Origin of the sequence: Acidovorax sp., from assembly GCF_016783915.1 — a bacterium.
GTDB lineage: Bacteria > Pseudomonadota > Gammaproteobacteria > Burkholderiales > Burkholderiaceae_C > Acidovorax.
In genome coordinates, this window is record NZ_JADHVT010000143.1 from 1 (window position 1) to 11824 (window position 11824).

Sequence of the window (11824 nt, forward strand, 5' to 3'; positions counted from 1 at the left end):
GAAGAAGGCCCTGCCAGCGACCGCAGCCGCGTACGCCTCAACGGCCGCGATGCGATCTCGGTGGGCGTGATCCGCCAGGCCACGGCCAACCCGCTGGAGCTGTCCAAGGGCGTGCGTGCCATGATCCCCTTGCTTAAGGCCGACCTGCCGCCAGACATCGGTATCGACATTGCCAACGACAACTCGCTGTTCATCGACCGCTCCATCAAGAGCGTGTACTCCACCATCATCGAAGCCGTGGTGCTGGTGGCCCTGGTGATCTTTGTGTTCCTGCGCACGTTCCGTGCATCCATCATCCCCATCATCACCATCCCGGTCAGTCTGGTGGGCAGTTTTGCGCTGATGTCGCTGGCGGGCTTTTCGATCAACACGCTCACGCTGCTGGCGCTGGTGCTGGCCATTGGCTTGGTGGTGGACGACGCCATCGTGATGCTGGAGAACATCTACCGCCACATCGAAGAAGGGCTCGACCCGTTTTCTGCCGCCATCAAGGGCGCACGTGAAATCGGCTTTGCCATCGTTGCCATGACACTCACGCTGGTGGCGGTGTACGCGCCGCTGGCGTTCACACCTGGCCGCACGGGGCGCTTGTTCGTGGAGTTTGCGCTGGCGCTGGCCGGGGCCGTGGTGGTGTCGGGCTTTGTGGCGCTGACGCTCTCGCCCATGATGTGTTCGCTTCTGCTCAAGCACAACCCCAAGCCCAACTGGTTTGACCGCTCCATGGAGCGTTGGCTCACCGCACTGTCGGATGCCTATGGCCGCCTGCTGCGCTGGATCGTCACGGCCCGCTGGGGTGGTGCGGGCGCGGGGCGCCGTGGCGTGCGGGGTGCGCTGTTCCAGGCCCGCTGGATCGTGCTGGGCGTCATGGCCCTGAGCGGCGCGGCGCTGGTGCTGGTGTTCCCCAGCATGCGGCAGGAGCTGTCGCCGCTGGAAGACCGGGGCACCATTTTGGCCAGTGTGACCGCGCCCGACGGCGCCACGCTGGACTACACCAACCGCTATGCGCTGGAGCTGGAAAAAATCGGCAACACCTACCCCGAATTCGACCGCGTGTTTGCCAACATCGGCAACCCCACGGTGGCGCAGGGCAGCGTGATCTACCGCACCGTGGACTGGGAAAAGCGCGACCGCACCACGCTGGCCCTGGCCAAGGAGCTGCAGCCCAAGGTGGCGGGCCTGCCCGGCGTGAATGCCTTCCTGATCACGCCGCCATCGTTGGGCCAGGGCTTTCGCTCGCGGCCACTCACCTACGTGATCCAGACCTCGGACAGCTACGAAAACCTGAGCAAGGTGGTGGCTGCCTTCATGGCCGAGATTGCGCAGAACCCCGGCATCGTGTCCCCTGACGTGGACCTGCGCCTGAACAAGCCAGAGCTGCGCATCGAGGTCAACCGTGAACGCGCCGCCGACCTGGGCGTGAGCGTGGAAGTGGTGGCCAAGGCCATCGAGACTATGCTGGGCGGCCGCACCGTCACACGTTACAAACGCGATGCCGAGCAGTACGACGTGATCGTGCAGACCGAGGCGCGGGGCCGCACCACGCCCGAGAACATCGACACCATCTATGTGCGCGGCAAGAGCGACGCGATGATCCCGCTGACCAGCCTGGTCAACGTGCGCGAAAGCGTGAGCCCGCGCGAGCTGAACCACTTTGGTCAGCGCCGCTCGGCCACCATCACGGCCAACCTGTCGTCCGACTACTCGCTGGGCCAGGCCATCACCTTCATGAACGAGACGGCGGCCAAGGTGCTCAAGCCCGGCTACACCACCGACCTGAACGACACTTCGCGCGAGTTCAAGAACTCGCAGGGTGCCCTGGGCGTGGTGTTTGTGCTGGCGTTGGTGTTCATCTTCCTGGTACTGGCGGCACAGTTCGAAAGCTTCATCGACCCGCTCGTCATCATGGTGTCGGTGCCGCTGTCGATGATCGGCGCGCTGCTGGCGCTCAAATGGAGCGGCGGCTCGCTCAACGTGTATTCGCAGATCGGGTTGATCACGCTCGTGGGGCTGATCACCAAACACGGCATCCTGATCGTGGAGTTCACCAACCAGCTGCGCGAAGAAGGCATGGAGATGGTGGACGCGCTGGTCAAGGCCTCGGCCCAGCGACTGCGCCCCATCTTGATGACCACGGGGGCCATGGTGCTTGGGGCCATTCCGCTGGCACTGGCCACGGGCGCTGGCGCCGAAACGCGCACCCAGATCGGCTGGGTGATTGTGGGCGGCATGTCGCTGGGCACGCTGCTCACCATTTTTGTGGTGCCCACCATGTACACGCTGTTCGCCCGCAAGGCGGTGCCGGGGGCCAACACAGCCGTGGCTGTGGATCAGCCGGCCCACCCGCTGCACCCGCACGACTATGTGGCCAAGTAGCCTTCAGTTGGAGTGCAAAGAGAGCTGACAAAACAGAAAAAGCAAAGCAAGACAAGACAAGAAAGGGCCCGGTAGGGCCCTTTCTGCTTTCCGTTGTGCAGTGCCAGCGTGAGGACGGTCTGGGTTCAGCGGGTTGCAGTGCGGGGGGGCTTAGGCCAGCACCGACTGCACTGCGTCCTGCAATTCCTGGCCGCTCTGGGGGCGCACCAGGCGTGCCACCTCCTTGCCGTCCTTCATAAAGACCAGTGTCGGCCACAGCTTCACGCCGAACGTGCGGCCCAGGCGCTGGCCAGGGCCGTCTTCCACCTTGAAGTGGGCAATGTCCGCGCGGTCCTTCAGGGCGGCTTCGATCAATGGCTGGGCGCGCTGGCAGTGGCCGCACCAGGGGGTACCGAACTCGACCACTGTGGCGCCGGGCAGGCGGTCCACATCGTCTCGGGATGGGGGTTGTGCAAGGTGTTGGGCGGCGTAGGGCATGGCGTGATTCGTGGTCTGTGAACAGTGCGAGAAGCTTGTTTCAGGTTATCTCGGCGGCAGATGACATGCACCGGCTTGCGGCGCATTGCCGTGTCAGATCACGCCCTCAAACACCATCACGTCCACCGCATCGCCCACCGCCACATTGCCCTGCCCGTGGTGCAGCACGATGAGCCCATTGGCCTGCACCATGGAGCTGAGCACGCCCGAGCCCTGGTTGCCGGTGGTGCGCACCTGCAGCGTGCCGTCGGCCGCGGTGGTGACCAGGCCTCGCTGGTATTCGGTGCGGCCGGGCTTCTTGCGCATGGGCTCGGTGCTGATGGCGCGCAGCAGCGGGGGCGCCGCGCGGGTGCTGCCCATCATGCGCAGCAGGGCGGGGCGCACAAAGGCGAGAAAGGTCACCATCACCGCCACGGGGTTGCCGGGCAGCCCGAAGAGCACTGCACCACCGGGGGCTGTATTGATATCAGTATTGATATCATTTTGATAGCTGTCAGAGCAGGATGCACTAGCGCTTGAGGCCGAAATGGCTTGATTTTCTGCGTTGCCGATGCGTCCTACTGCCATGGGGCGGCCGGGGCGCATGGCGATGCGCCAGAAGGCCACGTCGCCCAGCTTTTTCATCATGGTGCGGGTGTGGTCGGCCTCGCCCACACTCACGCCTCCGCTGGTGATGATGGCGTCGGCCTGCTGGGCCGCCTGGCGAAAGGCGGCTTCGAGCAGTGCAGGTTCGTCGCGCACCACGCCCAGGTCAATCACCTCCACACCCATGCGCGTGAGCAGGCCGAACACGGTGTAGCGGTTGCTGTCATACACGGCGCCTTCGCGGGGAGCCTCGCCCAGGCTCAGGATCTCGTCGCCGGTGGAGAAGTACGCCACCCGCAGTCGGCGGTACACCGTGACGGTGGGCAGGCCCAGGCTGGCCACCAGGCCCAGGGCGGCGGGCGTCAGCAGCTCGCCACGGGCCAGGGCCACGCGGCCTGCCATGATGTCCTCGCCCTTGAAGCGGCGGTTGTCCCCAGCGCGCAGCACATCCGCTGCGATGGTGATGTGGCTGTCGGCAGCGGCGGTGGTGAACTCCTGCGGCACCACGGTGTCCAGCCCGGTGGGCATGATGGCGCCGGTCATGATCTTCACGCACTCGCCTGCCGCTACGGTGCCAGCCCACGCCTTGCCCGCCAGCGCGGTGCCTACCACGCGCAGCGTGAGCGGTTGCCCGGCCACCAGTTGCGCGCCCGCAAAAGCGTAGCCGTCCATGGCCGAGTTGTCGTGGGGCGGCACGCTGACGGGCGAGATCACATCCTGCGCCAGCACGCGGCCCAGCGCGCTGAACAGCGGCAGCACTTCGGTGGCGGTGACGGGCTCAACCAGCCGGTCCAGAAACTGGTTCACATCGGCGGCGCTCAGCGCCTGCGGGTCGTAGCCTTGCAGCTCGGCGGCTATCTGGGCAATGGTTTTCATGGGTGGGATTCGCTTGAAGTCAGTGGGAGAGCAGCCGCACCATGTGCAGCTTGTCGTAGCCCACGCCATCCACCACGATGGCGTTGGGCAGCAGGCCCCAGGGGCGGAACCCGGCCTGCTCATACAGGCGCACCACGTGCTGGTTGGACGCGGTGACGGTGAGCACCAGTTGGATCAGCCCCGGCACCTGGCTGGCGGCCTGCACGCAGGCATCCACGAGCTGCCGGCCAACGCCCCGGCGCTGCGCAGCAGGCGACACCATCATGCCCACCACCACGGCGCAGTGGCGCTGTTTGGTGCGTTGCTCGCGCTCGCAGCCCAGGCAACCGAGCAGCTGGCCCGCCGTGTCGAAGGCGCCCAGGAAGAACTGGCCGGACTCCAGCGCGCCAAACCGCGCCACATACTCGCTGGCATCGCGGCCCACGGAGGATTCGTAGTCCGATGTGAAGGCATCCGGCGCCGTGCGCAGGGCCTCGTCGCGCAAAGCCTTGTACGCCACCGCGTCTGCGGCGACCAGGGGGCGGATCTGCACCGCGCCAGCGTCCAGCGGGGGGCGACTGTTCATGGGGCTGGCGCGCGGGTCAGGCCTGGGGCGCGCTGCTGTTTTCCAGCGCGTGCAGCTCGGCCAGCGTGTTGGCGTTGAAAAAGGCCTGGGGGTCATCGCCCGGCTGGTCGAACGGCACGATGGCGCAGCGGTGCTGGCCGGTCCACGCGTCGATCTTGCGGCCACCGGCCTGGGTGAAGGCGACCAGGCTTTCCAGCAGGTCCACGCGCAGCAGGCAGAACACCGGCTGCGGGCGCACGGTGACCTGGCCCTTGCCGTCGTCTTCGGGGGCCGCCGCCATGGCAATGTCGGCGCACTCAGCGTCTGCCGCTGCCGCCAGGCGCTGGGCGAGGTCCAGCGGAAACAGCGGGGTGTCGCAGGGCACTGTCAGCAGCCAGGGGGTTTCGCAGCGCTCCAGCCCGGTCAGAAAGCCTGCCAGGGGCCCGGCGTAGTCGCTCAGCACGTCAGGCCACACCGGCGTGCCAAAGGCCTCGTAGGCCGCCAGATTGCGGTTGGCATTGACCATGGTGGCGCCGGTCTGCATCTGTAGCCGCATCAGCGTGTGCAAGGCCAGCGGCAGGCCGCGAAAGTTCTGCAGGCCTTTGTCCACCCCGCCCATGCGGGAGCCGCGGCCCCCTGCGAGGACCAGGCCGGTGATGTCTTGCTGATTGATCAATTGAAATCCTGTGGGCAATGAGTCGTGTGCTGGATAGCCGGCGCTGTGCATGAGCGCAACGCTTTTTCTACAGAGCTGCTAGTGTGCTGTCCCGCAAATAGCTGCACGAAATGAAATCGATGGCATCGCGCCCAGGGCAAGGCGCAAACCGCAGTGATAGCCGTAGCTATCGCGAGGATTTGCAACGCAGCCTTGGGGGTGGGGACGCGATTTCATGTGCAGTTATTTGCGGGACAGCACACTAGCCCCCGATGTAGCTCATCTCAACGCGGCGCGCACCCTGGCCGGTGTCAGCGGGCAGGCTGCTGCGCAGCTCGGAGTAGCGGTCGTTGCGCTGCTGCCAGATGGGAGCGATGGCCGAGGCGATGTCAGCATCGCTCGCGCCGCCGCGCAGCAGGCTGCGCAGGTCGTAGCCCTGGCTGGCAAAAAGGCAGAGGTAGAGCTTGCCTTCGGTGGACAGGCGCGCGCGGTTGCAGTCGTGGCAGAAGGCCTGGGTCACGCTGCTGATCACGCCGACCTCGCCCAGTGCGGGGTCGTGCCGGCCCTGGGCATCGGCATAGCCCCAGCGCTCGGCGGTTTCGCCGGGACTGCTCGGGTCCAGCTGCACCAGAGGCAGTTCGGCACGCAGGCGTTCGATGAGTTCGGCAGAGGGCAGCACCTCGTCCATGCGCCAGCCGTTGGTGGCGCCCACGTCCATGTATTCGATGAAGCGCAGCGTGGTGCCGGTGCCCCGAAAGTGCCGCGCCATGGGCAATATCTCGTGGTCGTTGGTGCCGCGCTTGACCACCATGTTGACCTTGATGTGCGACAGGCCTGCCGCATGCGCGGCCTCGATGCCGGCCAGCACATCCGCCACCGGAAAGTCCACATCGTTCATGCGGCGAAAGATCGTGTCGTCCAGGCCATCCAGGCTCACCGTCACGCGGTTCAGGCCTGCGTCCTTCAAGGCTCTTGCCTTGCGCGCTAGCAACGACCCGTTGGTGGTGAGCGTGAGGTCGGGCGCCACACCATCCACGGTGCGCAACTGGGCCAGTTGCGCCACCAGGTCTTCGAGGTTCTTGCGCAGCAGGGGCTCGCCACCCGTCAGGCGGATCTTGCGCACGCCGTGCGCCAGAAACAGCCGCGCCAGCCGCGTGATTTCTTCAAAGCTCAGCAGCGCCCCGTGCGGCAGGTAGGGGTAGTCCTTGTCGAACACTTCCTTGGGCATGCAGTAGTTGCAGCGGAAGTTGCAGCGGTCCGTCACGCTGATGCGCAGGTCGCGCAGCGGGCGGCCCCGGGTGTCAGTGAGTTGACCCGTGGGGCTCGCCAGCTGCGCTGGCACAGTCGCTGCCAGCGCGGCCAGGCGCTCATCGACCAGCGGAATCACGCGTTCAGACATGGGTGGGCTCGTTCAGCAGGACGGGAGGGCACATGCCCCGCATTTTCTCACTCCAGCCAACGCACGTTCTGCAGGATCTCGTCAAAGAAGCTGCGCAGCATCAAGGTGTTCATGCTGAACGGGTCGAAATCCGGGGTGCTGGAGTATTTCAGGAAAAGCTGCCGGTTGGCGTCCACCGAGCCCAGAAGCCCCATGGACCAGCTGGTGAAACGGCGGTGAGGGATCTCGCCAAAGTCCAGCACAGCCGTGTCCTTGTGGCGCGTGTCCTTGAGCAGGCGGTGGTACAGCGCGTTGACAGCGGCACGATCGCCTTCGAGTTGCTGCAGGAAGATGCCATTGTTCAGGCACAGCGCACCGGTGATGCCCGCACGGGCATTGTTGCGCTGCGACGCGCTCAAGATGTCCTTGATGTCCGCGGGGCCGAGCACGCGGGACGTGCGGCTGGCATAGGTCAGTTGTATCAACATGTTTGTCTCCTGAACGGCGCAGTGTGTCAGGTTTGGTGCGCATCAGTGGGCCTGCTTGCCAATGACCCTGATGGTGGGTTCTGCGTCTCCGCGTGTGTGGGACTAGCGGATGGGGGATGTTTGATATGGCGCAGGGTGTCGAAATGCTGCGTTGCAACAATATGTGCATCCGATTTCAAGGGGGTCCCATGCCAGTTCGCGAGGTATTGAACAGGTTTTCCGCCGACGCCATGCCATGCCAGCGCCGTGTGGCGGTGCAATGGGTGGCGGCGGGCATCCTGCTGCCCACCTGGGCCAATGGGGCCCAGGCACAGATGGGGTTGTCGGGGGCCATCAATTATGCGGGCTGGTTCCGTGCACTGTCGCAACGCATGGCCAAGGCCTATTGCCAGCAGTACCTGCAGGTGCTGCCGGGCGCTGCGGTGGACGTGATGGGGCTGGCACGCAAGATGGTGCAGTCCGGCAGCAACGAGCTGGCCCGGGGCATGCAGTCAGGGCAATGGCCCGCCGATGTGGGGCGCCAACTGGCCGATGTGCAAAAGCAGTTTGCCCTGCTCAACCAGTTGACGGCGGCGCCGGCCACCCAGACCGCACTGGTCGTTGCGGCGTCCGAGCAGGCGGACCGCACGCTGCTGGTTGCGCAGACCGTGACCGAGTCCATCGAGAAGATGGCACAGGCCCCCAGCGCCCGCTTGGTCAACCTGGCGGGCCGCCAGCGCATGCTGTCGCAGCGCCTGGCCAAGAACTATTTTCTGAATGCGGCCAAGGTGGAGTCGAAGGTGGTGCAGGCGCAGCTGGTGGCCGACGCCGCCGACTTCCGGCAGGCGCTGCAGACGCTGAAAGCGGCGCCGGTGTCCACTCCCGCCATCCGCAGCGAGCTGGAGCTGGCGGACTCGCAGTGGCTGTTCTTCGACTCGGCCCTGCGCCGCCCGGCCGATGAGGCAGGGCTCAGTGCCGTGGCGACCACCAGCGAACGCCTGCTGGGCGTGATGGACAAGCTCACCAGTCTCTACGAGGGCGCCCTGCGCGAGGTGCTGGGCTGAGCCGCACCGCACGGCTGGGCGGGCGCATCCGGTCAGTGGCCGCCACAGGCGGCAGGCTGCGTGAAGTCCGCCAAACGGCAATCGCGCCCCACCAGCACCAGCCGCGTGCCCAGCGCGTCGAAAAATCCCGGCGGCGGGGGCAGCGGCAAGTGCTGCACGCGCTTGTGCGCGTCGATGCGGACCGCTGCCAGCTCATAGTCGCGGGCCAGGGCCATCCACAGGCCGTGCGCGCCGGCAGACTGGCGTGCGCCGGTCATGAGGCTGCGGCCCGAGTCCAGCCACCAGCGGTAGATGGCGGTGGCAATGCCCATGCGCCGGTAGCCGTGCGCCACCTTGGTGTGCGGCGCGCGCAGGTGGCGGTCGGTGCGGCGGTCCACCTCCACCAGCCGGTTGAACACGGTGTAGGCCACGATGCGGTTGCGCAGCGGGTCGATGGCGTACACAAAATATTCGCCATCGGCCTCGCGCAGGCGGAACACCAGCCCGCGCAGATGCAGGGGCAGCGGCTGCATCGCATCGCGCGTGCGGTGGTTGGTGCGAATGCGGTCGTACAGCGCATCGAACTCGCGCTGGATGTCGCGGCCCGACAGGTCCACGTCGATGCGCAGTTCGGTCAGCCACCGGGCCCATCGGCCCAGCAGGCCGGGGCTGGTCGATGCCTTGGTGGTTTCGGTGGTGGTGGCATGGCCAGGCAGGCAAAGGGCGCTGGCCATCATGGCGTGCTCCCCGTGCCCCCGGTCCAGCAGCCGCTCAGCAGGCGCGCTGGCTGTTCGCGGGCGCACACCTGGGCGCTGTGGTGCCAGTCGGGCAATGGCACGACCAGGCCTGCATACACACCATAGGCCTCGCCCGCTGCAATGGTTTCGCCCGCCCACAGGCTTTCGCCCGCGCGGATGGCCCCTCCGGAGTGGATGTGACCACCGGCCCGCACACCCCAGCCCACCTGCAGGTGGCCCTTGCAGTCCACATCGCCCATGGCCCACACGCCCCGGGCGGCCTGCACGGCGGCATCGGCTTGCAGATGCCCGCCCACCTTGATGCCGCCGTCGCAGCCAAGGTCGCCCACCACCCGCAGATCCTGGGCCACCCGGCAGTGGCCACCGACGTGGGCGGCAGCCCCGCAGTCCAGCTCGCCGCCCAAACGCAGGCTGCCTGTGCACTGCAGCCGCTGCGCCACCGTGAGGGACCAGCCCACGCGCGCATCGCCGTGCAGCCGCGCGCTGCCCTCGCAGCGCACCGCGCCCGCCACGCGCAGGTCTTCGCCCACGCGCAGCGCACCGCCCACCCGCAGACCGCCCAGCACGCTCAGGCTGCGGCCGGTGCGCAGCACACCCTCCACATCGGCATGGCCCCGGCAGCGCACGCTGCCCGCAAACACCAGCGCGTCTGCCTCCAGGTGGTCCACCTCCAGCACATCGTTGGTGGGGCCGAACTGGTCCAGCATCCAGCACGCGTCTTCCACGCGGCCTTCGCGCACCAGGTCGTCCAGCAGCGCCTGGTAGTTGCTGGCGCCCTCCTGGCGGCGCAGGTACCAGCGGTAACCGTCGGTACAAGGCCGCTTGGCGCGGATGAAGTGGCGGGTGATGTCGGTGGCGGCAGACGCGTTGGCGATGGCCTCATCGGCGGGCAGTCTGTGCGCAAGGGCGCACGGGGCGAGCGAAATCTCGCCCGAAGGGAACGGGGACATGGACACTCCTGACGTCCGCGCCCCGGCGGTTGCCAAGGCGCAAGCTGGCGCTGGGTGTGCGGCCCGGCGACATGAGGTGCGCGAAAAGAATGCGGAGGGGAGGGGGTGTCGCCGGGCTCAGGAATCTGCAGCGAGGGTGCAGAGAGCGCAGTCACCCGCCTGGAGCGTGGCCTGCGAGCGCGCGCCACGGCGCAGCGGCGCGGTCGCGCTGGCGGCTGTGGCGGGAGAGTTGCTCGCAAACATCGGCGGCACTATAGGCAGCAGGGCCTGCACCGTCAAATCAATCCGCACTGCCCCAGTGCGGATTGGGCCGCTCAAAAAGGGGCGTGGTGGCTGCTGCAGAGCATGCCGCGACGCCTGTTTGTTTGCTTGCTGACTTAAACGCAGCGCCCGCCATCCACCTCAATGCACACACCGCTGATGAACGACGCCTCTTCGCTCGCCAAGTACAGCGCGGCGTTGGCCACGTCCAGCGCGGTGCAGAAGCGGCCCAGCGGAATGGTGGCCAGGAACTTGGCGCGGCGCGCATCGTCCACCGGGCCGCCCGCAAACTCGGCGGCCAGGCCGGTGTCGGGGTTGAACACGGGGTTGATGCAGTTCACGCGGATGTTGTCGGGGCCCAACTCAGCGGCCATGGACTTGCTGGTGATGATGACGGCGCCCTTGGAGCCGTTGTACCAGGTGAGGCCCGGGCGCGGGCGCAGCCCGGCGGTGGAGGCGATGTTGATGATGCTTCCGCCCCCCGCCTGGCGCAGCGCGGGCACGGCGTGGATGGCGCTCAGGTAGATGCTCTTCATGTTGATGGCATAGACCTTGTCGAACTCGTCCTCGCTCACTTCGAGCATGGGGCGGTTGCGGTGCGTCCAGCCTGCGTTGTTCACCACCACGTCCAGGCGGCCGTACAGGCGCACGGCTTCGTCGACCATCGCCTTCACTTCGGCGGACTTCGTCACGTCGGCTTTGAAGAAAGCGGCGGTGCCGCCGGCTGCCGTGATCTCGGCCACCACACGCTGGCCGCCCACCTCGTTGATGTCATTGACGATGACCTTGCCGCCTTCAGCGGCCAGGCGCTTGGCGATGCCTTCGCCAATGCCGTTGCCAGCGCCGGTGACGATGATGGATTTGTTCTGCACACGCATGGGTGTCTCCGATGGGTTGTGGTGATGTATCAAAATTGATAGCTACCAGCGCATGTTCAACTAGCGCTAGCGCCCGATGGGGCTGAAATTTCAGTGGCAGGGGCCGTAGGGGCTGCCGGGGCGGGAGCCTTGGGCTCCCGGCCATAGAACTGGGGGAAGAACTCTTTGACGCCGTTGCCGTTGAAGTCCCACCCCGTGCACTGACCCAGGTGGCGCGGCGGCTCGTCGGGGTGGCTGGCGGCAAACACCGCAGGCACCGACTGGAACGCCGCCGTGGCCAGGTTGAACAGCAGCTCGCGCAGGTGTGTGCAGCTTTCCACACCGCCCAGGTGCTTCTGGATGGCCTGGCGCCAGCCGCGTGCCATGCTGCAGCCCACCATGCGCTGCAGCGCCGCCTGGGCCTCGGTGCAGCCTTTGAGCGGGTGCGAATCCATGGCCACATCCACCGCCTGCACCACCAGCTGGCGGTTCACGGTCACGCGCAGCCACATGTGGTGGATGGCCTCACCCGCCAGGCGCGTGCGCGTCGGGTCGCGGTGCGAGGGGGCGTCGTAAGCCTTGCTGTAGTGCAGCTCGCCT

At 66.7% G+C, this 11824-nt stretch carries 12 protein-coding genes; 2 read left to right on the top strand and 10 right to left on the bottom strand.

All coding sequences use genetic code 11. The features are described 5' to 3' along the window. Window positions 1–2373 (top strand): efflux RND transporter permease subunit (locus ISS20_RS19865; protein WP_291438840.1); only part of this gene is annotated, 2373 nt, incomplete at its 5' end. A 150-nt stretch (window positions 2374–2523) separates the two neighbouring features. Here ISS20_RS19865 and ISS20_RS19870 read toward each other — a convergent pair. From ISS20_RS19870 to ISS20_RS19895, 6 genes are all read right to left on the bottom strand, one after another. After that, the gene (locus ISS20_RS19870; protein WP_291438843.1) at window positions 2524–2850 is read right to left on the bottom strand and encodes a thioredoxin family protein; all 327 of its coding nucleotides are present in this window, start codon (window positions 2848–2850) and stop codon (window positions 2524–2526) included. 93 nt (window positions 2851–2943) lie between these two features. After that, on the bottom strand, window positions 2944–4311 hold the full coding sequence (locus ISS20_RS19875; RefSeq protein WP_291438845.1) for a molybdopterin molybdotransferase MoeA: 1368 nt from the start codon (window positions 4309–4311) through the stop codon (window positions 2944–2946). A 19-nt stretch (window positions 4312–4330) separates the two neighbouring features. Continuing rightward, window positions 4331–4876: a GNAT family N-acetyltransferase gene (locus ISS20_RS19880; RefSeq protein ID WP_291438847.1), complete on the bottom strand. Its 546-nt coding sequence runs from the start codon at window positions 4874–4876 to the stop codon at window positions 4331–4333. A 16-nt stretch (window positions 4877–4892) separates the two neighbouring features. After that, window positions 4893–5531: a molybdenum cofactor guanylyltransferase MobA gene (mobA, locus tag ISS20_RS19885; protein WP_291438849.1), complete on the bottom strand. Its 639-nt coding sequence runs from the start codon at window positions 5529–5531 to the stop codon at window positions 4893–4895. A gap of 241 nt (window positions 5532–5772) precedes the next feature. Then, a complete protein-coding gene (gene moaA / locus ISS20_RS19890) occupies window positions 5773–6909 on the bottom strand; it encodes a GTP 3',8-cyclase MoaA (protein WP_291438851.1) in 1137 nt (378 codons plus the stop codon). Between the two features lie 47 nt (window positions 6910–6956). Next, complete coding sequence (locus tag ISS20_RS19895; protein ID WP_291438853.1) at window positions 6957–7376, bottom strand: BLUF domain-containing protein; 420 nt, start codon at window positions 7374–7376, stop codon at window positions 6957–6959. Window positions 7377–7606: 230 nt separating this feature from the next. Here ISS20_RS19895 and ISS20_RS19900 point away from each other — a divergent pair, with 230 nt between their 5' ends. Next, on the top strand, window positions 7607–8419 hold the full coding sequence (locus tag ISS20_RS19900) for a type IV pili methyl-accepting chemotaxis transducer N-terminal domain-containing protein (protein ID WP_291438855.1): 813 nt from the start codon (window positions 7607–7609) through the stop codon (window positions 8417–8419). Window positions 8420–8451: 32 nt separating this feature from the next. Here the strand turns inward: ISS20_RS19900 and ISS20_RS19905 are convergent, their stop codons facing one another. From ISS20_RS19905 to ISS20_RS19920, 4 genes are all read right to left on the bottom strand, one after another. Next, entirely contained in the window at window positions 8452–9135 is a 684-nt protein-coding gene (locus ISS20_RS19905; protein ID WP_291438858.1) for a hypothetical protein, read from the bottom strand. Further along, on the bottom strand, window positions 9132–10106 hold the full coding sequence (locus tag ISS20_RS19910; protein ID WP_291438859.1) for a hypothetical protein: 975 nt from the start codon (window positions 10104–10106) through the stop codon (window positions 9132–9134). Before ISS20_RS19910 ends, ISS20_RS19905 begins: the two co-directional genes overlap by 4 nt. Before the next feature lie 377 nt (window positions 10107–10483). Continuing rightward, the gene (locus ISS20_RS19915) at window positions 10484–11245 is read right to left on the bottom strand and encodes an SDR family oxidoreductase (RefSeq protein WP_291438861.1); all 762 of its coding nucleotides are present in this window, start codon (window positions 11243–11245) and stop codon (window positions 10484–10486) included. Between the two features lie 56 nt (window positions 11246–11301). Continuing rightward, on the bottom strand, window positions 11302–11824 hold a 523-nt coding region (locus ISS20_RS19920; RefSeq protein ID WP_291438863.1), incomplete at its 5' end, for a DUF2889 domain-containing protein.

What these genes read in the sequence shown, in the direction of transcription:
- moaA (WP_291438851.1), bottom strand. Translation starts at nt 6,909, where the DNA reads ATGTCTGAACGCGTGATTCCGCTGGTCGATGAGCGCCTGGCCGCGCTG.
- ISS20_RS19910 (WP_291438859.1), bottom strand. Translation starts at nt 10,106, where the DNA reads ATGTCCCCGTTCCCTTCGGGCGAGATTTCGCTCGCCCCGTGCGCCCTT.
- ISS20_RS19900 (WP_291438855.1), top strand. Translation starts at nt 7,607, where the DNA reads ATGCCATGCCAGCGCCGTGTGGCGGTGCAATGGGTGGCGGCGGGCATC.
- ISS20_RS19875 (WP_291438845.1), bottom strand. Translation starts at nt 4,311, where the DNA reads ATGAAAACCATTGCCCAGATAGCCGCCGAGCTGCAAGGCTACGACCCG.
- ISS20_RS19870 (WP_291438843.1), bottom strand. Translation starts at nt 2,850, where the DNA reads ATGCCCTACGCCGCCCAACACCTTGCACAACCCCCATCCCGAGACGAT.
- ISS20_RS19905 (WP_291438858.1), bottom strand. Translation starts at nt 9,135, where the DNA reads ATGATGGCCAGCGCCCTTTGCCTGCCTGGCCATGCCACCACCACCGAA.
- ISS20_RS19895 (WP_291438853.1), bottom strand. Translation starts at nt 7,376, where the DNA reads ATGTTGATACAACTGACCTATGCCAGCCGCACGTCCCGCGTGCTCGGC.
- ISS20_RS19880 (WP_291438847.1), bottom strand. Translation starts at nt 4,876, where the DNA reads ATGAACAGTCGCCCCCCGCTGGACGCTGGCGCGGTGCAGATCCGCCCC.
- ISS20_RS19915 (WP_291438861.1), bottom strand. Translation starts at nt 11,245, where the DNA reads ATGCGTGTGCAGAACAAATCCATCATCGTCACCGGCGCTGGCAACGGC.